The sequence below is a fragment of the Kitasatospora sp. NPDC032121 genome (genome assembly GCF_055580145.1).
The window spans coordinates 35,406-61,418 of the sequence record NZ_JBVILX010000029.1; the positions used below are offsets into that span (position 1 = coordinate 35,406).

21 protein-coding genes and 1 riboswitch are annotated in these 26,013 nt (G+C 74.5%); of the genes, 11 read left to right on the plus strand and 10 right to left on the minus strand.

Features of this window, described 5'->3' with window-relative positions:
* Positions 1 to 57: 57 nt before the first annotated feature.
* Positions 58 to 1,488 carry an adenylosuccinate lyase gene (purB, locus tag ACZ5OX_RS37395; RefSeq protein ID WP_465636423.1) on the plus strand — a complete coding sequence of 477 codons (1,431 nt, stop codon included), beginning with the start codon at positions 58 to 60 and terminating at the stop codon, positions 1,486 to 1,488.
* 41 nt (positions 1,489 to 1,529) lie between these two features.
* On the opposite strand, the gene ACZ5OX_RS37400 is transcribed toward purB, so the two are convergent.
* Positions 1,530 to 3,071 carry an MFS transporter gene (locus tag ACZ5OX_RS37400; protein WP_465636424.1) on the minus strand — a complete coding sequence of 514 codons (1,542 nt, stop codon included), beginning with the start codon at positions 3,069 to 3,071 and terminating at the stop codon, positions 1,530 to 1,532.
* 353 nt (positions 3,072 to 3,424) lie between these two features.
* Positions 3,425 to 3,562: riboswitch (cyclic di-AMP (ydaO/yuaA leader) on the plus strand.
* Positions 3,563 to 3,564: 2 nt separating this feature from the next.
* On the opposite strand from ACZ5OX_RS37400, the gene ACZ5OX_RS37405 reads away from it, so the two are divergent.
* Entirely contained in the window at positions 3,565 to 4,560 is a 996-nt protein-coding gene (locus tag ACZ5OX_RS37405) for a M23 family metallopeptidase (RefSeq protein WP_465636426.1), read from the plus strand.
* Positions 4,561 to 4,921: 361 nt separating this feature from the next.
* Positions 4,922 to 6,469: an APC family permease gene (locus ACZ5OX_RS37410; protein WP_465636428.1), complete on the plus strand. Its 1,548-nt coding sequence runs from the start codon at positions 4,922 to 4,924 to the stop codon at positions 6,467 to 6,469.
* 12 nt (positions 6,470 to 6,481) lie between these two features.
* On the opposite strand, the gene ACZ5OX_RS37415 is transcribed toward ACZ5OX_RS37410, so the two are convergent.
* From ACZ5OX_RS37415 to ACZ5OX_RS37430, 4 genes are all read right to left on the minus strand, one after another.
* Positions 6,482 to 7,201: a DUF2470 domain-containing protein gene (locus ACZ5OX_RS37415; protein ID WP_465636429.1), complete on the minus strand. Its 720-nt coding sequence runs from the start codon at positions 7,199 to 7,201 to the stop codon at positions 6,482 to 6,484.
* 174 nt (positions 7,202 to 7,375) lie between these two features.
* Positions 7,376 to 7,822: a RidA family protein gene (locus ACZ5OX_RS37420; RefSeq protein ID WP_465636431.1), complete on the minus strand. Its 447-nt coding sequence runs from the start codon at positions 7,820 to 7,822 to the stop codon at positions 7,376 to 7,378.
* A gap of 29 nt (positions 7,823 to 7,851) precedes the next feature.
* Entirely contained in the window at positions 7,852 to 8,601 is a 750-nt protein-coding gene (locus ACZ5OX_RS37425; RefSeq protein WP_465636433.1) for an IclR family transcriptional regulator, read from the minus strand.
* Positions 8,602 to 8,632: 31 nt separating this feature from the next.
* Positions 8,633 to 9,790: a sugar kinase gene (locus ACZ5OX_RS37430; RefSeq protein WP_465636434.1), complete on the minus strand. Its 1,158-nt coding sequence runs from the start codon at positions 9,788 to 9,790 to the stop codon at positions 8,633 to 8,635.
* A 221-nt stretch (positions 9,791 to 10,011) separates the two neighbouring features.
* Between ACZ5OX_RS37430 and ACZ5OX_RS37435 the strand changes: the two genes are divergently transcribed.
* The 5 genes from ACZ5OX_RS37435 to ACZ5OX_RS37455 all read left to right on the plus strand — a co-directional run bounded on the left by ACZ5OX_RS37435 (position 10,012) and on the right by ACZ5OX_RS37455 (position 16,723).
* Entirely contained in the window at positions 10,012 to 11,313 is a 1,302-nt protein-coding gene (locus ACZ5OX_RS37435; RefSeq protein ID WP_465636435.1) for a type III PLP-dependent enzyme domain-containing protein, read from the plus strand.
* Positions 11,313 to 12,959, plus strand: coding sequence for an N-acyl-D-amino-acid deacylase family protein (locus tag ACZ5OX_RS37440; RefSeq protein ID WP_465636437.1), 1,647 nt, complete (start codon positions 11,313 to 11,315; stop codon positions 12,957 to 12,959). The genes ACZ5OX_RS37435 and ACZ5OX_RS37440 overlap by 1 nt, the downstream gene beginning before the upstream one ends.
* Positions 12,956 to 13,672, plus strand: coding sequence for a bifunctional 4-hydroxy-2-oxoglutarate aldolase/2-dehydro-3-deoxy-phosphogluconate aldolase (locus ACZ5OX_RS37445; RefSeq protein WP_465636438.1), 717 nt, complete (start codon positions 12,956 to 12,958; stop codon positions 13,670 to 13,672). Before ACZ5OX_RS37440 ends, ACZ5OX_RS37445 begins: the two co-directional genes overlap by 4 nt.
* 206 nt (positions 13,673 to 13,878) lie before the next feature.
* On the plus strand, positions 13,879 to 15,501 hold the full coding sequence (locus ACZ5OX_RS37450; protein WP_465636439.1) for an alpha-amylase family glycosyl hydrolase: 1,623 nt from the start codon (positions 13,879 to 13,881) through the stop codon (positions 15,499 to 15,501).
* Between the two features lie 169 nt (positions 15,502 to 15,670).
* Positions 15,671 to 16,723 carry an ABC transporter permease gene (locus ACZ5OX_RS37455; RefSeq protein ID WP_465636440.1) on the plus strand — a complete coding sequence of 351 codons (1,053 nt, stop codon included), beginning with the start codon at positions 15,671 to 15,673 and terminating at the stop codon, positions 16,721 to 16,723.
* Positions 16,724 to 16,887: 164 nt separating this feature from the next.
* Here ACZ5OX_RS37455 and ACZ5OX_RS37460 read toward each other — a convergent pair whose 3' ends face one another.
* From ACZ5OX_RS37460 to ACZ5OX_RS37470, 3 genes are read right to left on the minus strand one after another with little or no spacing between them, the layout of a single operon-like run.
* Positions 16,888 to 18,078, minus strand: a complete 1,191-nt coding sequence (locus ACZ5OX_RS37460; protein ID WP_465636441.1) for an acyl-CoA dehydrogenase family protein — start codon at positions 18,076 to 18,078, stop codon at positions 16,888 to 16,890.
* On the minus strand, positions 18,075 to 19,430 hold the full coding sequence (locus ACZ5OX_RS37465; protein WP_465636443.1) for a CaiB/BaiF CoA transferase family protein: 1,356 nt from the start codon (positions 19,428 to 19,430) through the stop codon (positions 18,075 to 18,077). Before ACZ5OX_RS37465 ends, ACZ5OX_RS37460 begins: the two co-directional genes overlap by 4 nt.
* Positions 19,427 to 20,953: an APC family permease gene (locus ACZ5OX_RS37470; protein WP_465636445.1), complete on the minus strand. Its 1,527-nt coding sequence runs from the start codon at positions 20,951 to 20,953 to the stop codon at positions 19,427 to 19,429. Before ACZ5OX_RS37470 ends, ACZ5OX_RS37465 begins: the two co-directional genes overlap by 4 nt.
* A 305-nt stretch (positions 20,954 to 21,258) precedes the next feature.
* Between ACZ5OX_RS37470 and ACZ5OX_RS37475 the strand changes: the two genes are divergently transcribed.
* A complete protein-coding gene (locus ACZ5OX_RS37475) occupies positions 21,259 to 22,011 on the plus strand; it encodes a FadR/GntR family transcriptional regulator (RefSeq protein WP_465636446.1) in 753 nt (250 codons plus the stop codon).
* 51 nt (positions 22,012 to 22,062) lie between these two features.
* Positions 22,063 to 22,815, plus strand: a complete 753-nt coding sequence (locus tag ACZ5OX_RS37480) for a cache domain-containing protein (protein ID WP_465636447.1) — start codon at positions 22,063 to 22,065, stop codon at positions 22,813 to 22,815.
* Between the two features lie 100 nt (positions 22,816 to 22,915).
* Here the strand turns inward: ACZ5OX_RS37480 and ACZ5OX_RS37485 are convergent, their stop codons facing one another.
* Together ACZ5OX_RS37485 and ACZ5OX_RS37490 are read right to left on the minus strand one after the other, a co-directional pair.
* A complete protein-coding gene (locus ACZ5OX_RS37485) occupies positions 22,916 to 23,710 on the minus strand; it encodes a (2Fe-2S)-binding protein (protein ID WP_465636449.1) in 795 nt (264 codons plus the stop codon).
* A gap of 168 nt (positions 23,711 to 23,878) precedes the next feature.
* The gene (locus ACZ5OX_RS37490; RefSeq protein ID WP_465636451.1) at positions 23,879 to 24,463 is read right to left on the minus strand and encodes a hypothetical protein; all 585 of its coding nucleotides are present in this window, start codon (positions 24,461 to 24,463) and stop codon (positions 23,879 to 23,881) included.
* Between the two features lie 189 nt (positions 24,464 to 24,652).
* Between ACZ5OX_RS37490 and ACZ5OX_RS37495 the strand changes: the two genes are divergently transcribed.
* A complete protein-coding gene (locus ACZ5OX_RS37495; RefSeq protein ID WP_465636453.1) occupies positions 24,653 to 25,906 on the plus strand; it encodes a sensor histidine kinase in 1,254 nt (417 codons plus the stop codon).
* Positions 25,907 to 26,013: the final 107 nt, after the last annotated feature.

The window sequence follows — 26,013 nt, forward strand, 5'->3', positions numbered from 1 at the left end:
CAAGCCTACCCCATCCGCCGACGTTCGGCGTGACCTCGGCTGTTACCCTTGCGAAGCGTGAGCGCGAAGCCCCAGATCCCCAATGTCCTGGCCTCCCGGTACGCCTCGGCGACCCTGGCCCAGCTGTGGTCCCCCGAGCACAAGGTGGTCCTCGAGCGCCACCTGTGGCTGGCCGTCCTGAAGGCCCAGCAGGACCTCGGCGTCGAGGTGCCGGCGACGGCCGTCGCCGACTACGAGCGGGTGATCGACCAGGTCGACCTCGGCTCGATCGCCGCCCGTGAGCGGATCACCCGCCACGACGTGAAGGCCCGCATCGAGGAGTTCAGCGAGCTCGCCGGGCACGAGCAGATCCACAAGGGCATGACGTCCCGGGACCTGACCGAGAACGTCGAGCAGCTCCAGATCCGCCAGTCCCTGGAGCACGTGCGGGACCGCACGGTGGCCGTGCTGGTGCGTCTGGCCAAGCTGTCCGCCCAGCACTCCGAGCTGGTCATGGCCGGCCGCTCGCACAACGTGGCCGCTCAGGCCACCACCCTGGGCAAGCGGTTCGCCTCGATCACCGACGAGCTGCTGGTCGCCTTCCGCCGCCTGGAGGAGCTGATCGCCCGCTACCCGCTGCGCGGGATCAAGGGCCCGGTCGGCACCGCCCAGGACATGCTGGACCTCCTCGGCGGGGACACCGAGAAGCTCGCCGAGCTGGAGCGCCGGGTCGCCGGGCACCTCGGCTTCGACCACGTGCTGACCAGCGTCGGCCAGGTCTACCCGCGCTCGCTGGACTTCGAGGTGCTCACCGCCCTCGTCCAGCTGGCCGCCGCGCCGTCCAGCCTGGCCAAGACCATCCGCCTGATGGCCGGCCACGAGCTGGTGACGGAGGGCTTCAAGGAGGGCCAGGTCGGCTCCTCCGCGATGCCCCACAAGATGAACACCCGCTCCTGCGAGCGCGTCAACGGCCTGGCCGTCATCCTGCGCGGCTACGCCTCGATGACCGGCGAGCTGGCCGGCGACCAGTGGAACGAGGGCGACGTCTCCTGCTCGGTGGTGCGCCGGGTCGCGCTGCCGGACGCGTTCTTCGCCTTCGACGGCCTGCTGGAGACCTTCCTGACCGTCCTCGACGAGTTCGGCGCCTTCCCCGCCGTGATCGAGGCCGAGCTGGACCGCTACCTGCCGTTCCTCGCCACCACCAAGGTGCTGATGGGCGCGGTGCGCGCGGGCGTCGGCCGGGAGACCGGGCACGAGGTCATCAAGGAGCACGCCGTCGCCTCCGCGCTGGCGATGCGGGCCGGCGCCCGGGAGAACGAGCTGCTGGACCGGCTGGCCGCCGACGAGCGGATCCCGCTGGACCGGGCCGCCCTGGACGCGCTGCTGGCCGACAAGCTGCCCTTCACCGGCGCGGCCGGCGCTCAGGTCGCCGAGGTCGTCCGCCAGGTGGAGGCCGTCGCGGCCGCCTACCCGGAGGCCGCCAAGTACGCGCCCGGCGACATTCTCTGACGGGCGGAATTCCCTGACGGGAAGCGCCTTCTGACGTAGCGTCAGCCGTTGGGTGAGGGCCCCGCCGCCGGACCGGTGGCGGGGCCCTCGCGCGTCACGGGGACGTGGCCCGGGTCGAGCGGCGGGGCGGTGGGCCCGCACGGCCAGTCGCAGTTCGGCTCGGCCACCGGCTGCTCCTCGGGGGCGAGCACGTTGCCCCGTACGGTCGCGGAGGCGATCAGCCCGCCGGCGACCAGCAGGCCCGCGCAGATCAGCATGGCGGTGTGGAAGGCGGCGTCGACCGAGGAGGGTACCCGGTAGGCGTCGCCGCTCAGCCCGGCCAGCGCCGGCAGGGCGGCCACCGCGAGCAGGCCGGCCGCGCGGGCGGCGGCGTTGTTGACCCCGCTGGCGATGCCCGCGTGGCGGACCTCGACGGCGGCCAGCACGGTCGCCGTCAGCGGTGCGACCAGCAGCGTCATGCCGCAGCCCATCACCGTGACGGCGGGCAGCACGTCCACCCAGTACGAGGAGTCCGGGCCGATGCGCAGCATCAGCAGCACCCCGGCGGCGCACAGCATCGGGCCGACGGTGAGCGGGATGCGCGGGCCGATCCGCTTGCCGAGGCGTCCGGCACGGGCGGACAGCAGCAGCATCAGCACGGTGATCGGCACCAGGGCGAAGCCCGAGAGCAGCGGCGAGAACCCGGACACGATCTGGAGCTGCACCACCAGCAGGAAGAAGACACCGCTGAACGCCGCGTACACGCACAGGGTGACCAGGTTCACCGCGGTGAACAGCCGGGAGGAGAAGAGGCCGAGCGGCAGCATCGGTTCGGGCGCGCGGCGCTCGACGGCCACGAAGGCGACGCCGAGCACCACCCCGATCACCCCGCTGACCCAGACGGCGGGGGACAGGCCCTCGCCGGCCGCGGTCAGCGCGTAGGTGATCGCGCCGAGGGCGAGGGCGGCGAGCACGGCGCCGAGCACGTCGAAGCGGCCGGAGGCGTCCTTGTCCCGGCTCTCCGGCACCGACCGGGTGGCGACGGCGATCACGGCGGCGGCGAGCGGCAGGTTCAGCAGGAAGATCCAGCGCCAGCCGGGGCCGTCCACCAGCCAGCCGCCGAGGAAAGGGCCGACCGCCGCCGACACCCCGCCCAGGCCGGACCAGAGGCCGACCGCCGCCGAGCGGTCGTCAGGGTGGAAGACCGCCTGGAGCATGGCGAGCGAGCCGGGGGTGAGCAGTGCCCCGCCGATGCCCTGGACGGCGCGGGCGGCGATCAGCACGTGGATGTTCGGTGCGGCGGCGCAGGCGGCGGAGGCGATGGCGAACCAGACCACGCCGATCAGGAAGACCTTGCGCCGTCCGTACCGGTCGCCCAGTGCGCCGCCGAGCAGGATCAGGCCAGCCAGGGTGAGCAGATAGGCGTTCAGGGTCCACTGCAGGGACGCGAGGGAGGCGCCGAGGTCGGCGCCGATCCGGGGCAGGGCGACGTTCACCACGGTGCCGTCGAGCATCGCCATGCTGGAGCCGAGCACCGTCGCCAGTAGTACCCAGCGGCCCTGCGCGGTGCTCAGGCGCAGGGTGCCGGCCTCTGAGGTGGCCACGGGCGAATCCTGCGCTGCCGGGGCGCACGTGACAAGGGTCACCGGTGGGTGTGTTGACGGTGGGCGGGGTGTGAGTGGGCGGCTGCGCAGCGTCGCGGATCTCGGCGCAGGGTCGTGGATCAGTGGCGGGGGGTGAATGGATTGTGTACGGAACGTGGGCTCCGGCCTGCGGAGGGTCACCGCGGGAGGGGGAATGGTTGCGCTTTCAAAGATCGACATTGCTTCACCCGAACGGATGGGTTTTAGTTCAGCGACCGCCCGGCCAGTCCGGACGGATCCGCCGGGTGGAACGCCGAGTCCTGCCGCTGCCCGGTGGTTCGAAACGAACTCTGTACGGCAGGAGCGGGGGACCCACAGGTAAGTCGCCGGACCGGAGTTCGCGCCTCAGGGCGCGGGCGTCCAGGACCGGCTAGGGGTGAAGCCGCGCATGCGGCCGGGCAACTCCAGCCCGAACCCGACAGCTCACCTCGCAGGCGTCGGAGAGGAAACTTCCATGCCTGCTCAGGCTCGTCGTATCGCCCTGCCCCGCGCCGCCCGCATCGGCATCGCCACCGCCGTCACCGGCGTCTCCTTCGCCCTTCCGCTCGTCACCGCGATGAGCGCCCAGGCCCACACCGCTCCGGCCGCCCCGGTCGCGCAGGCCGCCGCCTCCGCCCGCGCCGAGTCGGCCGCTCCGGCCGCTGCTCCGGCCACCGCTCCGGCCGCCCAGGCCGCGCAGGAGAGCTACCGCGTCGTCAGCGGTGACACCCTGTCCAAGATCGCCGAGGTCAAGAACGTCGAGGGCGGCTGGCACGCGCTGTACGAGCAGAACCGCTCGGTCGTCGGTGCCAACCCGAACCTGATCTTCGCGGGCCAGCAGCTCGCGCTGCCGGGCCACGCCGTCGCGCCGGCGGCCGACTCCGCTCCGGCGAAGCCCGCCGCCCCGGCCGAGTCGGCCGCTCCCGCGACCCAGGCCGCCAAGGCGCAGGACCAGGTCCAGGTGCGGACCGAGGCCGTCAAGCCGTCCACGCAGCTGCAGACCCAGCTGCAGGTCGCCACCCCGGCCCAGGCCGTGACCGCCACTCCGGTCGCCGCCGCCACCTCCGGCTTCGTCGCCCCGCTGGCCAACCCGAGGCTCGGCACCGCCTACGGCGTGGCCGGCTCGATGTGGGCCTCCGGCCACCACACCGGCCAGGACTTCGTCGCCTCCACCGGCACCCCGCTGCGCGCCATCGCCAACGGTGTCGTGGTCAAGGCCGGCAACGGCGGCGCCTACGGCAACCAGGTCGAGATCAAGCTCGCCGACGGCCACTACGCCGAGTACGCGCACCTCTCCTCGATCGGTGTGAGGATCGGTCAGGCCGTCACCGTCGGCCAGCAGATCGGCCTCTCCGGTGCCACCGGCAACGTGACCGGCCCGCACCTGCACTTCGAGATCCGCAACGGCTCGGAGTACGGCTCGGACATCAACCCGGTCGCCTACCTGCGCGCGCACGGCGTCGCGCTCTGACCCACGGCTGAGCTCCGAGGGTTTCCGGAACCACCGTCGCTGCGGGGCGAAACGATCCTCCGGGATGGTCATGTCGGGTGACCGCTCGACCGGGTGATCGCCGCACGGCGGACATGGGCGCGGGACACGCCCAGGCCGGCCCGGCCGTACGAGGACTCCTCGTGCGGCCGGGCCGGCCACTTCCGTTTCCGTGCCGCCCGGCTGTTCCCGGATTCGTTCGGACGGGTCGAACGCGGCGTCAACTCCGGTGTGACGGAGGGGTTCGGGGGCATCGCCGGGTGGCCGCGGCACGTCATGCTGGCGGACGGTCAGCGCCCGGTCGGTCCGGCCGGGCGGGCGGGTCCGGAGGCGAGGAGGGCGGATGGCGGTCCGCAGTGGGGGCGTGGCGGGGAGGACGGCCGGCCGGGAGCGGCCCGGGGAGGACGGGGTCGACCGGCTGAAGGCCGATTCGGTCGGCCTGGTCGGCGTGGTGTTCATGGCGCTCGCCACCGCCGCCCCGATCACCGCGATGACCGGCAACCTGCCGATCATCGTCGGGCAGGGCAACGGCGTCGGAGCGCCCGCCGCGTACGTCGTGGCGACGGTGGTGCTGACGGTGTTCTCGGTCGGCTACGTCGCGATGGCCCGGCACATCACCGCGGCCGGCGCGTTCTACGGCTACGTCTCGCACGGGCTGGGCCGGGTGGTCGGGATGGCCTCGGGGCTGCTGGCGGTGCTCGCGTACGTCGTCACCGAGGCCTCGGCCCTCGGCTTCTTCGCGTACTCGCTGCGCGGGCTGGTCCGTTCGCAGCTGGGGGTGGAGCTGGGCTGGGGCTGGTACGCGCTGTCCGGGGCGGCGGTGATCGGGGTGATGGCCTGGTTCGACCTGCACCTGACGGCCAAGGTGCTCGGGGTCGCGCTGGTGCTGGAGATCGGGGTGCTGAGTGCCGTCTCGTTCGCCGTGCTGTTCTCCGGCGGCGGCCCGGACGGGATCGTGCTCGCGGCCGTGAACCCGCTGAACGCGCTGAGGGGGGTGGGTAGTTCGGCGGCCGCGGCGGGGCTCGGCCTGTTCTTCGCGTTCTGGTCTTGGGTGGGGTTCGAGTCCACCGCGATGTACGGCGAGGAGTCCCGCGACCCGAAGCGGGTGGTGCCGCGGGCGACGCTGGTGTCGGTGATCGGGGTCGGGCTGCTCTACGTCTTCGTGTCCTGGATGATCGTGTCCGGCAACGGGGTCGAGCGGGCGATCGCGGTGGCGAACGGCGCGGTGCCGGGCAAGGACGGCAACAGCCTGTTCTTCGACCCGCTCGGCGCGCACCTGGGGGCCTGGGCGGTGAAGGTGTTCCAATGGCTGGTCGTCACCGGCTCGTTCGCCTGCGCGATGGCCTTCCACCAGTGCGCGGCCCGCTACCTGTACGCGATCGGGCGGGAGGGGCTGCTGTACCGGGGGCTCGGCCGCACCCATCCGCGGCACGGCTCGCCGCACGTCGCCTCGGTGGTGCAGTCGGTGATCGCGGTGGGGCTGGTGGCGGGCTTCCTGGCGGCCCGGATGGACCCGTACGCGCACCTGTACACGCTGCTGGCGCTGCTCGGGACGATGGCGATCCTGGTCGTGCAGACGCTCTGCTCCTTCGCCGTGGTCGGGTACTTCCACGTGCGGGGGCGGCACCCGGAGACCGCCCACTGGTTCCGGACGCTGGTCGCGCCGCTGGTGGGCGGGGTGGCGATGGCCGGGGTGGTGGTGCTGCTGGTGCTCAACAAGGACGCCGCGGCCGGGGCGGCGGCGCACACGCTGCTGTTCCGGCTGATCCCGTACCTGGTGATCGGGGTGTTCGCGGGCGGGGTGGCGCTGGCGCTCGCGGTGCGCCGGTGGCGGCCGGAACTGTACGTGCGGATCGGGCGGGTGGTGCTGGAGGACGCGGTCGAGCGGTGACAGGACGGGGGGTCAGTGCCGGTGGACCGGCGAGCCGTACTGGGCGGCGGCCAGCAGCTCGTGCATCCGGTGGCCGAACTCCTCGGTGTCCCGGGCGGGTTCGGGGAAGACCAAGCGGACGTCGCGGTGGCCGTACGGGTGGTCCAGGCGCAGCACCAGGCCGTGGCGGTCCAGGGCGAGCGGGCGGATCTCCGGGCCGTGGACCAGTACGGCCGGGTCGAGCAGCCGGGTGAGGACCTCGAGCGCCTCGGCGTGGTCGTCGGCGAGGTGGGTGAGCATCGCGGCCTCGTGCCGGGCCATCGGGTCGGGGACGGCGACGGCGAGGTCCGCGGCGGTGACCGCGCCGGTGCCGTACGGGGTGGCGAGGACGGCGTGGGCGACGTCCACCCGCAGGTGGACGCTGAGGCCGTCGTCGGCGAGGTGGGCCAGGTGCAGTCGGCCGGCCAGGGTCAGGCGGGCACGGACCCGGTCGCGGACGGCGACGGGGGAGACATCGGTGACGTCGAGGACGACGGCGAGGCCGTCGGTGGCGCCGGCGGCGGCCGCGGTGAGCGGGTCGTCCAGGGCGGTGCGCAGCCGCAGCCGGGAGCCGTGGACGGAGACCGGGGTGTCCAGGTGGTGGTGCTCGCCCAGGGCTCGGACGGTGAGCGAGGAGGTCGTGCTGAGCAGGCTGTGGATCCGTTCGGCGGTGGTGGGCTCGGGGGCCTCGGTGTCGCCGGTGGGCAGGCTCATGGGCGGACCTCCAGTTAGTTAGGTGAGCCTAACCTAATATCCGGCTGGAGGTGTGGCAAGCGGGCGGTCGGCGGCGTGGCGGGAGGGTGGTCGACGGCGCGACGGGCGGTCGGCCGGACAGGCCGAAGGGCCCGAACGCGCGGCAGGCGTCCGGGCCCTTCGGGGCGGGGGTGGTCAGCCCACCACGGCCTGGGCGTCGATCTCGACCAGCATCGGCTCCTGCGGAAGCTCGACGAAGACGGTGGTGCGGCACGGCTTCACGCCGCCGGGCTTGATGTTCTCGTCGATGAACTCGGCGTAGACCTCGTTCATCAGCGGGAAGTCGGCCCGCTTGGTGAGGTACACGCGGAACATCACCACGTCCTCGATGGTGGCGCCGCCGGCCTCGACGATGGCCTTGACGTTCTCCAGCGTGCGGCGGGTCTGCGCCTTCACGTCGCCGTGGTGGAGGTACTCGCCGGTGGCCGGGTCCTGCGGGCCCTGGCCGGAGACCTGGAGGATCGGGCCCTTGCGGACGCCTTGGGAGAACATCCAGGCGGGGGCGGGGGCGCCGTCGGTGCGGACCTCGACCTTCCCGTCGGTCCGGGAGTGCTCGTCGGTCTGCGGGTGCTCGGAGGACATCGGGTTCCTTTGCTGTTCTTGACGGTTCGTCAGTTGTGTTCGGGGCGGCCGCAGTCGGCCGAGACGGCGCGGGTGGTGGCGAGCAGCTGGGGGAGCAGGTCCAGCACCTGCTCGTACGGCAGGACCATGTCCGGGACGGAGATCGAGGCGGCGGCGACCACCCGTCCGCTGGCGTCCCGGACGGGCGCGGCCACGCAGTTGATGAAGGCCTCGTGCTCGGCGTGGTCCTGTGCCCAGCCCTGGGCGGCGACCTTCTCCAGCTCGGCGAGCAGCGCCTCGGGCGTGGTCAGGGTGCGCTCGGTGTGCGGGGTGAAGTCGATCCCGGCGACCACCCGGCGCCGCTCGGGCAGCGGCAGGTCGGCCAGCAGCACCTTGGAGACGGCGGCGCTGTGCAGGGCGGCGCGCAGGCCGATCCGGGAGTACATCCTGACCGGGTGGCGGGAGTCGAACTTGTCGATGTAGACCACTTCGCCGCCCTCGTACGCGGCCAGGTGCACGGTCTGGCCGGTGGCGGCGTTCAGCTCGGCCAGGTGCGGGGCGGCGATCCGGCGCACGCCGCGCTGCTCCAGGGCCAGGCCGGAGAGTGCGAAGAGGCCGGCGCCCAGGTGGTAGCGGTAGGCCGCGTCGCGATAGACGAATCGTTCTTCCTCGAGGCTCTGCAGCAGTCGGAGCACGGTCGTCTTGTGGACGCCGAGCACCTCGGCGAGCTGGTCGAGGGAGCGCTCGCCCTCGCCGAGTTCGGCGAGGATGCGCAGCGCGCGGGTGACGGTCTGGCTCATCGTGCTCCGCTTCGAGGGCTGGGGTTCCTGCTCATTGTGCCCGGGCCCGATCGGTGGACGGGGGCCGGTCGGTGGACTGGGGCCGCTCGGTGGACGGCGCGCGGTCGGTCCGGCGCCGGTGGCCGGCGGGCAGGGCCGGGCCGGTGATGCCCGCCGCGGTGACCCGGGTGGCGGCCCACTGGGCGGGGGTGGCGTCGAGCAGCGCCGTCACCACGGCGGCGTCCGGCAACTCGGCCTGGTCGCCGTGGGCGGTCAGGGCGCAGGCGGCGCTCAGGTGGCCGAGCCGCAGCCGGCGCCGCTGGTCCAGGCCCCGGATGGTGCCGGCCAGGTAGCCGGCCGCGAAGGCGTCGCCCGCGCCGGTGGCCTCGACCACCTCGACCGCGAGGGCCGGCTCGGTGACCGCCGTACCGTCCCGGTCCAGGACGGTCACCTGCCGGGCGGCCTCCTTGACCACGACGGTGGCCGGGCCGGGGAAGCGGCGGCGCAGGGCGGCCGGGTCGCCCGTGCCGAAGGCGGCCTCGGCCTCGTCCGCCCCGAGCAGCAGCAGGTCGGCGGCGTTCAGCAGCGGTGGCAGCACGGCCGGGTCGCGCTCGCGCCAGAGCGAGGGACGCCAGTTGAGGTCGAAGCTGACCGTCCGGTTCGGGCGGCGCTCGGCGAGCAGGCCGCGCAGCAGGGCCAGGCAGCCGTCGGAGAGGGCGGCGGTGATGCCGGACAGGTGCAGCAGCCGGGCGCCGGTCAGCAGCGGGGCGGCGGCGGGGTCGGTGAGCAGGTCCGGGGAGAGCGCGGCGGCCGCGGAGCCCCGCCGGTGGTAGTGCAGCCGGCTGCGGCCGGGCCCGAGGTCGTGGCGGTCGCCGGTGGTGCCGCCGACCTCCTTGACGTAGAGGCCGGTCGGGCGATGCGGGTCGACCGCGACCGCCGAGACGTCCACGCCCCGGGCGGCGACCTCGGCGAGCAAGCGGCGGCCGAAGCCGTCGTCGCCGACCCGGCTGATCCAGGCGGTCGGCACGCCGTGCGCGGCCAGCGCGCCCGCCACGTTGGACTCCGCGCCGCCGACGGACAGCCGGAAGCTCTCCACCGACTCCAGCGGGCCCGGGCGGTCCGGCAGCAGGACGGCCATCGACTCGCCCACGCACACGGCCGTCGGGGGAGGACCGGGGCGGGTCGGGCCCTGGGTGTCCTGTCGCGGCATGTGCGGGGCTCCTCGTCTGCGGCCGTTCCGTCGAGAGCGGGCCCACCGGGCCGACTCGTCGCACGTCGGCGCCGCGTCGTCGGTGAGCGCCGGACGTGAGTCGACCCCGTTGACCGGGAGTCAGGTCCGTTGACCGTGATCCGGCGCCGATGCTAGAACCGTGTTGCCAGCATGTGCAACCCTCGTTGCACATGTTGCAACTTGGTGGATGGAGGAAGACCGTGGAGCAGACCTTCGCAAGCAGCGGCACCGGGCCGGGCATCGCCCGCGGGGCGGTGGCCGCCCTGGCCGACGAGCCGCTCGACTGGCGGTTCAAAGCCGCTCCGCCGCAGTCGTGGGGCCGCACCATCCGGGAGTGGCTCGCCACCGGCCCCACCCTCTCCACGCTCGGCACCCCGCTGCTCACCCTCGACGCCGCCGCCCTCGACCACAACGTCCGCACCATGGCCGACTGGTGCGCCGACGCGGGCGTCGCGCTCGCCCCGCACGGCAAGACCACCATGGCGCCCGCCCTCTGGCAGGCCCAGCTCGACGCCGGCAGCCACGGCATCACCCTCGCCAACCTGCCCCAGGTGCGGATCGCCCGGGCCTTCGGGGTGCAGCGCATCCTGCTCGCCAACACCCTGCTCGAACCCGCCGGACTGGCCTGGCTCGCCGACGAACTCGCCGCCGACCCGGACTTCGCCTTCCTCTCCTGGGTCGACTCCGCCGAGAGCGTGCGGCTGATGGACGAGGCGCTGCGCGCCGCCGGCGCCGAGCGGCCGGTCGAGGTGCTGGTCGAGCTGGGCGGCCCGGGCGGGCGGACCGGTGCCCGCGGCGTGGACGCCGCCGCCGAGGTCGCCGCCGCCGTGCTGCGTGCCCCCACCCTGCGCCTGGCGGGCGTCGGGGGGTACGAGGGCGCGCTCGCGCACGACGCCTCGGCCGAGGCGCTGGCCACCGTCCGCGGCTACCTGCGGGACCTCGGCGAGCTGCACGGCCGGCTGGCGGACGCCTACCCGCAGGACACCCGGCCGGTGGTCTCGGCCGGCGGCAGCGCCTACTTCGACCTGGTGGTCGAGGAGCTGGCGAAGCTGCCGGAGGCCTTCGTGGTGCTGCGCTCGGGCGCGTACATCGCCCACGACGACGGCTTCTACCGGGGCATCTCCCCGCTGGCCCGGCGCGGCGGGCGGACGCCGTTCCGCGGCGCGCTGCACGGTTGGGCCCGGGTGGTCTCCCGGCCCGAGCCGCAGCTCGCGCTGCTGGACGCCGGCAAGCGTGACCTGCCCTTCGACGAGGGTCTGCCCGAGCCGCAACGGGTGCGCGGCGGAGCCGAGTTGACCGGCACGACGGCCCGGATCACCGCGCTCAACGACCAGCACGCCTTCCTCCGCGACGCGGGTGACCTCGCGCCGATCGGCGCGGTGCTGCGGCTGGGTATCTCCCACCCGTGCACGGCCTTCGACAAGTGGACGGCGATCCCGGTGCTGGACTGCGCGGACGCGGCCGAGCCGAAGGTCACCGGCCTGGTCAGGACGTTCTTCTGATGCCCGGGGCGAGAACGGCCCGCCCGGACGCGGGGCGCGGCAGGGGAGCGACGGTCTTCCGCGGTGCCACCGTCGTGGACGGCACCGGCGCGGACCGCTACCGGGCGGACGTCCGGATCGCGGACGGCCTGATCACCGAGATCGGCGAGGGCCTCGACGCCCCCGAGGCGGTGGACGCCGACGGGCTGGTGCTGGCCCCCGGCTTCATCGACATGCACGCCCACTCCGACCTCGCCCTGCTGCTCGAACCGGAGCACCCGGCCAAGGTCACCCAGGGCGTCACCTGCGAGGTGCTCGGCCAGGACGGCCTGTCCTACGCCCCGGCGGACGACACCACGCTGCCCGCGCTGCGCCGCCAACTCGCGGGCTGGAACGGCGATCCGGACGGCTTCGACTGGGACTGGCGGGACGTCGCCGGCTACCTGGACCGGATCGACCGCACCGGTGTCGCCGTCAACGCCTGCTACCTCGTCCCGCACGGCACCCTGCGGATGCTCGCCATGGGCTGGGCCAACCGCCCGCCCACCTCCGGCGAACTCGACCGGATGCGGCAGGTGTTGGCGAAGAGCCTGCTGGACGGCGCGGTCGGCATGTCCAGTGGGCTCAGCTACACCCCCGGGATGTACGCGGACACCGCCGAGCTGGTCGAGCTGTGCACCGTCGTCGCGGCCTACGGCGGCTTCCACGCGCCGCACCAACGCTCGTACGGTGCAGGGGCGTTGGAGGGCTACGCGGAGATGGTGGAGATCGCCCGGCAGAGCGGGTGCGCGCTGCACCTGACCCACGCCACGATGAACTTCGGGCTCAACCGGGGCCGGGCCGGCGAACTGCTGGAGCTCCTCGACCGGGCGCTCGCCGACGGCGTCGACCTCACCCTGGACAGCTACCCCTACCTGCCCGGATCCACCGCCCTGGCCGCGCTGCTGCCGAGTTGGGCCACCGAGGGCGGCCCGGCCGCGACGCTGGAGCGGCTCACCGACCCGGCGCAGTGCGCGAAGATCCGGTACGAGATGGAGGAGAAGGGCAGCGACGGCTGCCACGGGGTGGTCACCGACTGGACGACGATCCAGATCTCCGGCGTGCGCGCGGCCTCGCTCGCCGGGGCGGTCGGCCGCACCGTCGCCGAACTGGCCGAGGAGGAGCAGCGGACCGGCACCGAGGTGTTCCTGGACCTGCTGCGCCGGGACGAGCTGGCCACCACGATCCTCCAGCACGTCGGGCACGAGGAGAACGTCCGGGCGATCATGCGCCACCGCGCGCACACCGTCGGCAGCGACGGGCTGCTGGTCGGTGCCCGGCCGCACCCGCGCGCCTGGGGCACCTTCCCGCGCTACCTCGGCCACTACAGCCGGGAGTTGGGCGTACTGACGCTGGAGGAGGCGATCGCCCGGATGACCGGGCGCCCCGCCGCCCGGCTGGGGCTGGACCGGCGCGGCCGGATCGCCCCCGGCCACCACGCCGACCTGGTGCTCCTCGACCCCGGGAAGGTCCGGGACGCCGCCACCTTCGAGCACCCCCGGCTGCCGGCCGAGGGCATCGAGTACGTGTACGTCAACGGCACCGCCGTCGTCCGGCAGGGTCGCACCACCGGCGCCCGGCCGGGGCGCGCCCTGCGTCGAACCGACCGAGGAACCCTGGCCATATGACCGAGCTCTCCGCCCCGACCGATCCCTCGCCGCTGCGCGAGCCGTCGAGCAAGCCGTCGAGCGAGCCGCTGCGCGAACTGTCGAGCGAGCCGCTGCGCGAGCTGCTGCGCGCCGAACCGGTGATCGCGGTGGTCCGCGCGCCCCGGATCCCGGACGCCGCCGCCCTCTGCGACGCCCTCGCCGAGGGCGGCATCACCCTGACCGAATTCACCTACACCACACCGGATGTGACGGCGCATCTGCTCAGGGCGTCGAGGGCGGGCCGGCGGGTCGGCGTCGGGACGGTGCTGACCGCCGAGCAGGCCCGGCGCGGGGTCGAGGCCGGGGCGTCCTTCCTGGTCACCCCGGGCTGCCGCCCCGAGGTGGCCGAGGCGGCGGCCGCCGCCGGGGTGCCGGCGGTGCTCGGAGCGCTCACCCCGACCGAGGTGGCGCACGCGGTGGACCTCGGCGCCGCCGCCGTGAAGATCTTCCCGGCCCGGTCGTTCGGCCCCGGCTACTTCAGGGACCTGCGCGGCCCGTACCCCGACGTCCCGCTGGTGGCCTCCGGCGGGGTGAACGCGGGCAACGCCGCCGAGTTCCTGGCGCACGGCGCGCTCGCGGTCTGCGCCGGGACGGACGTGGTGCCGCCGGACGCGGTCGCGGCGGGGGACTGGGCGGAGATCACCCGGCGGGCCCGGGCGTTCACGGCGGCCTGCGCGGGGGCGTTCTCGTAGGGGGCGGGCTCGCCACGGCCCGGTGCGGGCCTCGCCGCGGTGCGGGCCCTGAGGCGCGGGCGGCGGCGGGGCGAGGCGGGCTGTCGGGACGGCCGGGATTGGACGAGAATCGGGGGCGCCCCGGCTCGGCCCCGGCCGAGCCCGTCCCGGCTCAGCCCCGCCCGGCCAGGCCCCGGGCCCCCGGACCCCGGCAGGAGGAACCGCCCATGACCTCGACCCGCCCCGGCCCCGACTGGCTCGCCGACGCCGTGCTGTACCAGATCTACCCGCAGAGCTTCGCCGACTCCGACGGCGACGGCATCGGCGACTTCGCCGGCATCGCCGAGCACCTGGACCACCTCGCCTGGCTCGGCGTCGACACCGTCTGGCTCAACCCCTGCTTCGCCTCGCCGTTCCGCGACGCCGGGTACGACGTCACCGACTACCTCACCCCCGCCCCGCGCTACGGCAGCAGCGAGGACCTGACGGCCCTGGTCGAGGCCGCCCGCCGCAGGGGCATCCGGGTCCTGCTGGACCTGGTGGCCGGGCACACCTCCGACCGCCACCCCTGGTTCCTGGCCTCCGCCGAGGATCCGTCCGACCACCGGTACATCTGGTCCGACCGCCCGGTGGACGGCTTCGTCGCCTCGCCCGGCAGCCGGCCCGGTTGGTACCGGCCGAACTTCTTCGACTTCCAGCCCGCGCTCAACTTCGGCTACGCGCGCAGTAGTTCGGAGGAGCCCTGGCGCCAGGCGGTGGACGCGGACGGCCCGCGCGCCAACCGGGCGGCGCTGCGCGCGATCATGGCTCACTGGCTCGGTCTCGGGGTGTCCGGCTTCCGGGTGGACATGGCCTACTCACTGGTCAAGGACGACCCGGGCAAGGCCGAGACCGCCAAGCTCTGGACCGAGCTGCGCGACTGGCTGGACCGCGCCCACCCCGAGGCCGTCCTGCTCGCCGAGTGGGGCGACCCGGCCGCCGCCGTCGCGGCCGGCTTCCACGCCGACTTCTTCCTGCACTTCGGCGGCGAGGACGACGGCCTGCCCCTGCGATCGCTCTGGAACAACAACGGCGGGACGGTCGAGGAGTTCTGGCACCAGGAGGCCTGCTACTTCGAGGCCGAGGGCCGGGGCACCCCGCAGCCCTTCCTGGACGCCTGGCGCTGCGCCGCCGAACTCACCGAGGGCAGCGGGCACGTGGTGCTGCCCACCGCCAACCACGACTTCTCCCGCCTGGCCACCGGCCCGCGCACCGCGGAGCAACTCGCTCCCGCCTTCGCGTTCCTGCTCACCTGGCCCACCCTCCCGGCCGTCTACTACGGCGACGAGATCGGCATGCGCTACCTGCCGGGCCTCCCCGACACCGAGGGCAGCGTGCTCGGACCGCGGTTCAACCGGGCCGGCTCACGCACCCCGATGCAGTGGACGCCCGGCCCCGCCGCCGGCTTCTCCAGTGCCCCGCCCGAGCGGCTGTACCTGCCGGTGGACCCGGACCCGCACCGCCCGGACGTGCTCTCCCAGCGCGCCGACCCGACCTCGCTGCTGCACACCGTCCGGCGGCTGATCGCGCTGCGCCGGGCGCACCCGGGGCTGGGGTCGGCCGGCGGGGTGGAGGTCCGGCACGCCGGCTACCCGCTGGTGTACACCCGGGCCGGGCGGTACCTGGTGGCGGTCAACCCGTGCCGGGAGCCGGCTTCCGTGCGGCTGTCGGGCCTGTCGGGCTTGTCGGACCTGTCGGGGTTGTCGGGTCGGTCGGGGGTTCTCCGGCCGCTGGACGTCCAGGGTGTGCGGCTCGTGGACGGCGAGCTGCGGGCGGACGGGTTCTCGTACGGGGTGTTCGACCTGGGCTGAGTGCGGGTGAGGGAGCCGGGCCGCGTCGGTCGGCGTGCGGGGCCCGGCTTCCGATCACCGCCGGATGGTTGTAAGCTACATCGATAGTTGGTTGCGTTTACCACCCATATTGGTTGTATTTGCCACCTTCTGTCATCGAGAGACACCACCGGAGGACGGTACGAACGCCATGAGCACACCCCGGAACCCCGCCGCAGCGCCCACCCTGGGGCACTCGCTCAAGCACCTGGCCATCCACCTGATCACCCCGCTGCTGATGTGCCTGGGCATGGCACTCGCCTACCTGGGCGCCTTCCACCAGCCCGAGCCGCACCACCTCAAAGTGGCCGTGGTGGGCACCACGCAGCAGGCGCAGGGCCTGGCGCAGACGATCCAGAGCAAGGCCGGGGACGCGCTCGACGTCCGCACCGTGGACGACCGGGCCGCCGCCGAGCAGCAGCTGCGCGACCGGGACCTGGTGGGCGCCTTCGTACCGGACGCCAGGAACCCCGAACTGATCGTCGCCAAGGGGAACTCGGAGACCTCGGTGGTGGCCGCCACGGCGGTGTTCACCAACGTCACCGACCGGCAGGGCGTGCCGCTGCACGTCACCGACCTGACCACCCCGGCCGAGGGCGACCCGACCGGACAGGGCCTGTTCTTCCTGCTGGTCGCGCTGAGCATAGGCTCCTACGCCAGCGTCGCGGTGATCGGTGCCGCCGGCGCCGGGCTGAGCATGAAGGTCCGGGCGCTGGTCGGGTTGGCGGTCTCGCTGGCGGTCAGTGTGATCGGGATCGTCACCGCCGGGCCGGTCTTCCACGTGGTCGACCATGACCTCGCGGCGGTCTGGGCGCTGGGCTGGCTCTACTCGGCGGGCATCGTGCTGATCGGCATCGGTCTGCACAGCTTCCTGCGGAAGTGGACCACGCTGGTCATGATGGTGCTCTTCGTGATGCTGAACTTCACCTCCTCCGGCGGCATCTACCGGCCCGAGCTGCAGAACGGGTTCTTCGGCGGCCTGCACGGCTTCTGGACGGGCGCAGGCTTCCTGGAGGGCGCGCGCAGCGTCCTGTACTTCGACGGCGGCGCGGGCCTCGGCGGGAACGTCGTGACCCTGCTGGTCTGGCTGCTGCTCGGCGGGGCGGCCGTGGCGGCCGCGGCGATGTACGAGGGCCGCGGGCGCCGTCCGGTGGAGACGCCGGAGGAGGCCGAGGAGGAGATGGAGGAGGCGGTCGCGGTCTGACCGCGCCCCTCGGAGGAGCTTCACCCGGTGCCACGGGCATCGGCACCGAAGGTGGGGATCGAAGGCCCGCGCCCGGCTCTGGACAAGCCGGACGCGGGCCTCGGCGCGTGCCCGGACGGGTTCCGTCGACCGGGCGGCCGAACGGGCGACCGGCGGGGCGGGTTCTACCGGTAGGCGGCCTGCCCGGTGAGCGCCTGGCCGACCACCAGTGTGTGAATCTCGCTGGTGCCCTCGTAGGTCAGCACCGACTCCAGGTTGTTGGCGTGCCGGATCGGCGAGTACTCCAGCGAGATGCCGTTGGCCCCGAGGACGGTCCGGCACTCGCGGGCGATCGCCAGCGCCTCCCGCACGTTGTTGAGCTTGCCGGCGCTGACCTGCTCGGGCCGCAACCGCCCGCCGTCCTTGAGCCGGCCGAGGTGGACGGCCAGCAGCGCGGAGTTGCCGAGCGCGAGCGCCATGTCGGCGAACTTGCGCTGGGTCAGCTGGAAGCCGCTGATCGGCCGGTCGAACTGGATCCGCGAGTCCGCGTACCGCAGGGCCGCCTGGAGCGAGTCCCGGCCCGCGCCGACCGCGCCGAACAGGATGCCGAACCGCGCCTCGTTCAGACAGGACAGTGGACCGCGCAGGCCCTTCGCCCCCGGCAACTGCGCCTCGGCGGGCAGCCGGACGCCCTCCAGGTGCAGTTCGGAGGTGACGGAGGCACGCAACGACAGCTTCTGCCCGATGTCGCGGGTGGTGAAGCCGGGCGTGCCGCGCGGCACCAGGAAGCCGCGCACGCCGTCCTCGGTGTTCGCCCAGACGGTGGCGACGTCCGCGATGCCGCCGTTGGTGATCCACATCTTGGTGCCGTCGAGGATCCAGTCCGAGCCGTCGCGCACCGCGCGGGTCCGCATTCCGGCCGGGTTGCTGCCGAAGTCCGGCTCGGTGAGCCCGAAGCAGCCGATCGCTGTGCCGGCGGCGAGCCGGGGCAGCCACTCCTGCTTCTGCTCCTCCGAGCCCCACTGGTGGATCGAGTACATCGAGAGGGAGCCCTGGACGGAGACGAAGCTGCGGAAGCCGGAGTCGGCGGCCTCCAGTTCGAGGCAGGCCAGGCCGTAGGAGACGGCGTTGGTGCCGGCGCAGCCGTAGCCTTCCAGGTGCATCCCGAGTAGGCCCAACGCGCCCAGTTCGGGGGCGAGTTCGCGGGCGAAGTGGGCGTTGTCGAACCACTCCGGCAGGTGCGGGCGGACCCGGTCGGCGAGGAACCTGGCGACGGTGGCCTGGATCTCGCGCTCCTCGTCGGTGAACAGGGTGGCGAAGTCGATCAGGTCGAGCGGGTCGGCCAGGGCGGTGCCGGTGCTGTGCGGGGTGCTCATGGGCGGTCCTCGAGGTCCTTGTCGTGCGTGGGCCCGTTGGGCGTGGGCTCGTTGTGCGTGGGTCCGTTGTGCGGGGGCTCGTTGTGCGTGGGTCCGTTGTGCGGGGGCTCGTTGTGCGTGGGCCCGTCGTGCGCGGGCTCGTTGGGCGTGGGCTCGTTGGGCGCGGGCTCGTTGGGCGCGGGCCCGTCGTCCCGAAGCGCGTCGTACGGGGCGTCCAGCCAGGCGGCCAGCTCGGCGGTGTGCTCGCCGAGCCGGGGCGGGGGCAGCTGGTAGCGGGGCGGGGTGCGGGAGAGGCCGATCGGGTTGGCGACCAGGTCCAGCGGCCGTCCGTCCGGGCCGGGCAGCGGCGCCCGGGGGTGCAGGCCGAGTGAGTCGGCGAGGTCGAAGGCCTCGGCCAGGTCGTTGACCGGGCCGCAGGGCACGCCGAGCGGGGTGAGCACGGCGAACCACTCGGCGGCGGTGCGGCGTTCGAGCTTGGCGGTGAGCTCGCGGGCCAGCGCGGTCACGTGCGCGACCCGGTCGGAGTTGGTGGCGAAGCGCGGGTCGTCGGCCAGTTCGGGGGCGCCCACGCCCTGGCAGAGCGCGGCGAACTGCCGGTCGTTGCCGACCGCGACGACCAGCGGGCGGTCGGCGGCGGTGAACACCTCGTACGGGGCGATGGACGGGTGGCGGTTGCCGAGGATGCCCGGCACGGCGCCGGCCAGGGTGTAGCCGGCGGACTGGTTGACCAGGCCGGAGAGCAGCGTGGAGAGCAGGTTCAGCTCCACCAGCTGGCCCCGGCCCGTGCTCTCGCGCTCGCGCAGCGCGGCCAGCACGCCGACCGCCGCGTGCAGCCCGGTCAGCACGTCCACCATCGCGACGCCGGTCTTCACCGGCTCGCCGGGGGCCGGTCCGGTCACCGACATCAGGCCGCCGACCGCCTGCACCAGCAGGTCGTAGCCGGGCAGTTCGGCTCCCCTGCCGGAGCCGAAGCCGGTGATCGAGCAGTAGACCAGGCGCGGGTTGAGGGCCTGGGCGCGGTCCGGGCCGAGGCCGTGGCGGGCCATCGTGCCGGGGCGGAAGTTCTCCACCAGCACGTCGGCGCGGCGGACGAGTTCGACGGCGCGGGCGTGGTCGGCCGGGTCGCGCAGGTCGAGGGCGAGGGAGCGTTTGTTGCGGTTGACGGAGAGGAAGTAGGTGGCCTCGCCCTGGGCGTGCGGCGGGCCCCACGCGCGGGTGTCGTCGCCGGTGCCGGGCTGCTCGACCTTGATCACGTCGGCGCCGAGGTCGGCCAGCAGCATGGTCAGGTACGGCGCGGCGAGGACCCGGCCGAAGTCGGCGACCAGGACGCCGTCCAGCGGGAGTCCGGTCACGTCCGGCCCCCGGTCGCTCCGGCGGTGGCCGTCGCGCCGTCCGCGGCCGTGGCGTCGCCCGAGGGGGCGTCGCCACGCAGGTGCGGGCGGGCCAGCAGCAGGTAGAGGCCGCCGGTCGCGAGCACCACCACCGCCGAGAGCAGCACCAGGTAGTTGTCGTACCAGGCGGCGTCGGGGGTGCGGCCCCAGCAGATGTTGACGATCGCGGCGACGCCGTAGACCAGCGCGCCGACGTTCACCGCCAGGCCCCAGCGGCCGAGCCGGAAGTCCCCGCTCGGGCGCCAGCCGCGCAGCCGGGCCCGCAGGGCGGCCAGCACCACCATCTGGAAGGCCAGGTAGATGCCGATGCTGGAGAAGGAGATGATCTTCGTGAGGGCGCCCTCGGAGAGTGCCGAGGCACCCACGATGATCACGCCGGGCAGCGCCGCGGCGAGCAGCAGCGCGTACGGCGGCACCCGCAGCCGGTCCGAGACCGTGGCCAGCAGCCGGCTGCCCACGATCATCCGGTCCCGGGCGAAGGAGTACGTGAGCCGACTCGCCGCCGCCTGGAGGCTCAGCACGCAGGACAGGAAGGAGATCAGCACCACGCCGATCACCACCCGGGCGCCGGCCGCGCCGAAGGCCTCGTGCAGCACCGTGGCCACCGGGTCCGTGTCGTCGCCGGAGACCACCGCCCCGATGTCCCGGATCGACATCACCAGGGCCAGGCTCACGCCGATCGCGGCCGCGCCGCCGACGTAGATGGTGCGTCGCATCGACTTGGGGATCTGTCGACCCGGGTTGGGCACCTCCTCGGCGACGTCGCCGCAGGCCTCGAAGCCGAAGAAGAGGAAGACCGCGATCAGCCCTGCGGCCAGGAAGGCGTCGGCGTAGTCGCCGTCGCCGCCCGCGCCGAAGCGGTCGAAGACCACGCCGAGGCCGTGGTAGCGGTGGGTCAGCAGCAGCCAGACGCCGACCGCCAGGGCGCCGAGCAGCTCGGCGGCGAAGCCGATCATCGCCGCCGCCGACAGCACCCGGGTGCCCTTGAGGTTGACCACGGTGGCGAGGGCCAGCAGGCCGAGCGCGCACCAGACGGTCGTCGCGGTGCTCGGCTCGACGCCCAGCAGGACGGCCACGTAGGGGCCGGCGCCGTAGGAGACCGCCGCGATGGTGGACATCAGCGCCAGCAGGTAGACCCAGCCGGTCAGCCAGCCCCAGGTGCGGCCCCAGAGCCGGCGCGCCCACGGGTACACCCCGCCGGCCACCGGGAACTGGGCGACCACCTCGCTGAACACCAGGGCCACCAGCAGCTGGCCGAGGCCCGCGATCAGGAAGCTCCAGACCATCGGCGGCCCGGCGGTCCGCAGCGAGGAGGCGAAGAGTGTGTACACCCCGACGACGGGGGAGAGGTAGGTGAAGCCGAGCGAGAAGTTCGCCCAGAGGCTCATGTCGCGCTTGAACTCGGAGGTGTAGCCGAGGGCGGCCAGCCGTTCGGCGTCCGGGTCGGGGGAGTGGAGGGTGGCACGGGCACGGGCATCGGTCATGACCTGCTCCTGGGAACGTGTCGTGATGCGTGGGGAGTGCTACGGGGTGTGGGGTGCTGCTCGGGCCGAGGTTGCGGGAAAACATACGAGATTGGGTTTCTAGCGGCAAGAGTGCGCGCTCGACCGGGAGGTACCCTGCGGGAAACATCCGGTCGGACGGTGAACCGGCGGCGACTCGGCGGCGACTCGGTGGCGAGCCGGCGGCGACTCGGTGGCGAGCCGGGCGACGTGCCCGGTGACGACCGGGTGACGGCTTGGCGGCGGCTTGGCGGTGGCTTGGCGGCGGTGAACGAGGAGGGGCAGGCATGACGACCATCGGCAGTGCGACCCCGCTGCTCAGCGCCGTCCTCGCGCCGCTCGCCGACCTCGGGCGCGCCGACGCGGTGGCCCGCCGGATCACCGAGGCGATCGCCCTCGGGCTGGTCGCCGACGGGGACCAACTGCCCAGCGAGAACGACCTGGCCGACCAACTCGGCGTCGCCAACGGCACCGTCCGCGAGGCCCTCGCGCTGCTCCGCGAGGCCGGACTGATCGAGACCCGGCGCGGCCGCAACGGCGGCAGCTTCGTCCGCACCCCCGTCGAGGGCTCCCAGCACCTCCAGCTCGCCCGGCTGCGCGACCTCGCCACCGTCGACCTGCGCGACCTCGGCGACGAGGAGCTGGCCGTCTTCGGCACCGCCGCCCGACTCGCCGCCGAACGCGCCCCGGCCGACCTCGGCCCCAGGCTCACCCGGCTGGTGCACGACCTGAGGGACGCCGCCGGGCCCGCCGAGCAGCGCCGGGCCGACGCCCGCTTCCACATCGAACTCGCCGTCGCCGCGCAGTCGGTGCGGCTCACCCAGCTCGCCGTCCGGCTGCAGGCCGAGCTCGGTCCGCTGCTCTGGCTGCCCGCCCCGTACGGGCCGGACCAGGAGCGGTTCGCCGAGCAGCACCGGGAGATCCTGGTCGCCGTGCTGTCCGGCGACGCGGCCGGCGCCCGGGCCGCCGCCGAGGCGCACGCGGTGGCCTGCGTGCACCATCTGGTCCGGCGCCACCTGGAGTTGGCGGACGACGGCTGAGCCGGGGGCCGTACCGCCGTCCCGGAACCCTCACCGCCGCCGGAGCCCCCGATGACCAGCGCGTCCAGCACCACCCTGCCCGCCGCCCCCGGGCTCGCTGCCGTCCGGCGGTGCGCCCGGCAGGTCGCCGCCGCCGTCGACGCGGTACTCACCGAACTGGACGGCCTGCGGGCGGCCGCGGCCGATTGCTGGACCCGGGCGGCCGCCGCGGGGCGCCGGCCCGCGGCCGCCGAACTCGCCGCGGTGCACGGCGCGGTGAGCGAGCTCCTGGCGCGTCCCGGCTCGCGCTGGTTCGGCTGCGGAGCGGTCGTGGCGCCCGGCGCGCTCGCCGACGCCGACCTGCACGTGGAGTGGTGGTACCGCGGCGTGCGAGGGACGGGGGAACGGCGGCTGCGGCTCGCGCTCGACCCGGCGGACGCCGAGTTCTACGACTACCGGGCGCTGCCCTGGTTCGCCCGGCCCCGGGACGAGGGGCGGGCCGCGGTGGCCGGGCCGCAGGTCGACCTGCTCTGCGCCGACCGGTACGTGCTGTGCTGCGCCCGGCCGGTGGTCGTCCCGGGCGCGGGCTTCGTCGGAGTGGCGGCCGGGGACGTCCCGCTGGCCGCGCTGGAGCGGCTGCTGGTGCCGCCGCTGCGGGCGCTGCCCGGTGAGGCCGCGCTGCTCGACGGCGAGGGACGGGTGCTGGCGGCCACCACCCCGGCCCTGCCGGTGGGTTCGCTGGCGCGCGGGCTGCGGGTGGATCCGGCGGCCGAGCGGGCGTCGGTGCCGTCGGCGGCGGTGGACTGGACAGTGGTGCGGGGCTGAGGGGGACCGGCTGTCCGGTGCTGACCGGCTGACCGGTGCCGACCGGTGCGGGCTGACCGTGTGGCCCCTGGGTCCGGTATGACCTTCACTTGTGAAGGTATTAGCCGTTCCGCTTCCCGCGCCCGGGCGGCGTGCTGAAGCAGCAGTCCCCGCAGAGCCCGGCGCCCGGTCCGACCCGGTAGTAGAGGCAGCAGCTGTTCCGCCGGAACGCCGTGCCGCGCGGCCCGGTGCGCAGGGTGCCCGCGCCGGCCAGCGGCGGACGCTCCAGCAGCTCCGCCGCCAACGCCCGTGCGGCGACCGGTGCGTGGGCGTCCAGCACCCGCAGCGTCCCGGCCAGCGCGGACGCGGCGTTGCCGAGCAGCAGGCGCGGGGAGAGCGGGGCGAAGGCCCGGACGGCCGCCGCCAGCGGCTCCAACTGGCCGAGCAGGACGGCCTCGTGGAGCTGGTCGACGAGCATCCCGGGGGCCGGTCTGCCGGTCGGTCCACCGGTCGGTGCGCCAGCCGGTCCGCCGATCGGCCCGTCGCCGGGCCGGGCGGGCTCCGGCGGGATCCACAAGTCGAGCGGGCCCTGGTCCGGGATCCGTACCCAGGCGTCCTCCAACGTCGGGACGGTTCCCAACAGCACGGCCGAGCCCAGCCCCACCGACCAGAAGCGGGCGGCCAGCCCCAGGTGCAGGATCGAGGCTGCGACCCGCGGTTCGCCCGTGCCGAGCCGCCGCGCCACCACCGGCAGCCGCGCCGCCAAGGGCGCGTCGGGCCCGGTGCCGTACAGCTCGGCCAGCGGCCGGAAGCCCTCGGGCGGCCGTCCGTCCGGTGAGGTGTCCAGTGCGAAGTACGGCCCGACGGCCGCGAGTCGGGTGTAGTCGGGCGGTCGCCGGTCGGGAGCGGTGCTCAACGGCCGTCCCCTGTGCGGTCGTTGAGCACCGCTCCCGCGGGTGACGGGGCGGTCGGGCGGTCGAGGGACAACGGTGCCTCCAGGTCTGCGAGTGCTCGGACGGTGGCGCGCGGCCCCGTCGGCCCCGGTCGGATCCGAGAGGCCCTGGCAGGCCCGGTCGGCCGGGTGTCAGCCGCGCACGGAGAAGTCGCCACTGGTCGTGCGGATGAACGGTACCGTGCCCTGGCAGTCCGAGACCGGCTGACCGAACACGCCCCAGACCCAGCCCATCCGGTCCCCGCGCCGTCCGTTGTCCTCCACCGAGAGCGCGACCTTCTGGCCGGTCAGCTCCAGGCCCGGGAACCACGGAGCCTCGCCCTTGGTGACCACCCCGGTGGCGATCGCCTCCCGGCCGCCGACGGCCAGGCAGGTGATGTCGCCCTCGAAGTCGGCGACCAGCCGGCCGTCGGTGTGCACGTGGCGGACGTGGAAGTGGCCCGCGGTGCTGCGCGGGTCGGTGTTGGTGGTGGCGCGGGCGTCCACCGAGATCTGCACCGGGTCGCCCTCGAAGCCGTGGAACGAGGCGGTGAGGACGGTGTTGCCGGTGCCGCGCACGCTGACCGGCCCGAAGTCGGCTGCCGTGGCGGCCGGTTGTGCGGTCGATGGCGGTGCGGCGGGGGTCGTCGGCGCGGCGACGGCGGCCGGTGCGGCGGTGGCGACCGTCGCGGCCAGGAGGAGCAGCGAGACGGCGGTGGTGGCGAGGCGGCGGTTCATGGCGGTTCGTTTCCCCTTCGGTGCGGGCGTTCCGGCGCGGTTGGTCCCCGCGCTGTTGTTCCGACGCCACCGATCCTGCTCCCGCCCGACCTGCCGGGCCTCCCGCTGCGGAGGGGAGTTGGCGGCGGACGGCTCCCTCCGGAGGAGGAGCCCGCCTCCCCCGGGAGAGCTGCCCGTAGGCTCGGCCGGGTGCGCACCGACTCTCCCTTCGCCCGCTCCGAGGCCACCGGCCCCGCGCGGCCGCGGTCGGCCCGGATCCGCCGACCGCTCGCCGCCGTCTCCGCGCTCGTCCTGCTGCCGCCCGTCCTGCTGGCGCAGCCCGGTGCCCGGGGAGCGGCCGCGCTGCTCGCCCTGACGGCGGTGTGCGCCGCGGTGGCGGCGCTGCTGCCGTGGCCGGTCGGGCGGATCACCCTCGGTCCGGCCGCCGCGGTGGTGGCCGCGGCCTCGCTCTTGGTCGACGTCGTTTACCCGGGGCCGTACCGGCTGCCCGCGTTCTGGCTGCCCTTCGAATGGCTTGCCCTGCTCGGGCTGCTCTTCCGGGCCGTCCGCCGGCTGCCCGACCGATCCGTCTGGGCGGTCAGCGGGCTGCTCGGGCTCGCGGCCGTGCTGCTGCCGCTGCGGTTCGCCCTGCGCACGCCGCAGGCCGGCGCGGCCGGGCCGGTGGTCGGGGTGCTGCTCTCGCTGCTGCCGCTGCTCGGTGTCGCGGCGGCGGCCCTCTACCTGCGGGTCCTGGACGCCCGCCGGGAGCGTGCCGTCGCCCGGGCACGGCGCGAGCAGCGCCTGGAGGTGGCCCGGGGGCTGCACGACTTCGTCGCGCACGAGATCACCGGCATCGTGCTGGAGGCCCAGGCCAGCCAACTCCCCGGCCAGGAACCGGAGGAGACCACCGAGCTGCTGCGCCGACTGGAGGAGGCCGGGCTGCGGGCACTGGACTCGATGGACGAGATGGTCGGCGCCCTGCGCGAGCCCGACGGCCGGGGCGGCGGGCTCGCGCAGGGGGAGCGTTCCTCCGTGGCGACGACCCGCCGGCTGGGCCTGGCCGACCTCCCCGAGCTGGTCGCCCGCTTCGGAGCCACCGGAGCCACCGGCGCCCTGCGGGCCACCGCCGAGCTGGCACCCGGCACCGCCGGCCGGCTCTCCGCGGAGGCCGAGGCGACCGCGTACGCCGTCGTCCTGGAGGCCCTCACCAACATCCGCCGGCACGCCCCGCAGGCCACCGAGGTCACCGTCCGGGTAGCGCTCGGCGAGGACGGCGCCGTCGAGCTGACCGTCACCGACGACGGTGGCCCCGCCCGCAAGCCGCTGCTGCGCCGCCGCCCCGGCGCCGGTGGCACCGGCCTGGCCGGACTCACCGCCCGCGCCGCCGCCCACGGGGGAACGCTGACCGCCGGCCCGGGCACGCCCGCGGGCTGGCGGGTCAGCTGCTCCCTGCCGGGACGCTGAGGAGCGCACGGAAGCGGGGGGGGGGGGGGGGGGGGGGGGGGGGGGGGGGGGGGGGGGGGGGGGGGGGGGGGGGGGGGGGGGGGGGGGGGGGGGGGGGGGGGGGGGGG

Coding starts and splice junctions, on each gene's coding strand:
- ACZ5OX_RS37405 (WP_465636426.1), top strand. CDS start 3,565: ATGCCTGCTCAGGCTCGTCGTATCGCCCTGCCCCGCGCCGCCCGCATC.
- ACZ5OX_RS37410 (WP_465636428.1), top strand. CDS start 4,922: ATGGCGGTCCGCAGTGGGGGCGTGGCGGGGAGGACGGCCGGCCGGGAG.
- ACZ5OX_RS37415 (WP_465636429.1), bottom strand. CDS start 7,201: ATGAGCCTGCCCACCGGCGACACCGAGGCCCCCGAGCCCACCACCGCC.
- ACZ5OX_RS37420 (WP_465636431.1), bottom strand. CDS start 7,822: ATGTCCTCCGAGCACCCGCAGACCGACGAGCACTCCCGGACCGACGGG.
- ACZ5OX_RS37425 (WP_465636433.1), bottom strand. CDS start 8,601: ATGAGCCAGACCGTCACCCGCGCGCTGCGCATCCTCGCCGAACTCGGC.
- ACZ5OX_RS37430 (WP_465636434.1), bottom strand. CDS start 9,790: ATGCCGCGACAGGACACCCAGGGCCCGACCCGCCCCGGTCCTCCCCCG.
- ACZ5OX_RS37440 (WP_465636437.1), top strand. CDS start 11,313: ATGCCCGGGGCGAGAACGGCCCGCCCGGACGCGGGGCGCGGCAGGGGA.
- ACZ5OX_RS37445 (WP_465636438.1), top strand. CDS start 12,956: ATGACCGAGCTCTCCGCCCCGACCGATCCCTCGCCGCTGCGCGAGCCG.
- ACZ5OX_RS37450 (WP_465636439.1), top strand. CDS start 13,879: ATGACCTCGACCCGCCCCGGCCCCGACTGGCTCGCCGACGCCGTGCTG.
- ACZ5OX_RS37455 (WP_465636440.1), top strand. CDS start 15,671: ATGAGCACACCCCGGAACCCCGCCGCAGCGCCCACCCTGGGGCACTCG.
- ACZ5OX_RS37460 (WP_465636441.1), bottom strand. CDS start 18,078: ATGAGCACCCCGCACAGCACCGGCACCGCCCTGGCCGACCCGCTCGAC.
- ACZ5OX_RS37470 (WP_465636445.1), bottom strand. CDS start 20,953: ATGACCGATGCCCGTGCCCGTGCCACCCTCCACTCCCCCGACCCGGAC.
- ACZ5OX_RS37475 (WP_465636446.1), top strand. CDS start 21,259: ATGACGACCATCGGCAGTGCGACCCCGCTGCTCAGCGCCGTCCTCGCG.
- ACZ5OX_RS37480 (WP_465636447.1), top strand. CDS start 22,063: ATGACCAGCGCGTCCAGCACCACCCTGCCCGCCGCCCCCGGGCTCGCT.
- ACZ5OX_RS37490 (WP_465636451.1), bottom strand. CDS start 24,463: ATGAACCGCCGCCTCGCCACCACCGCCGTCTCGCTGCTCCTCCTGGCC.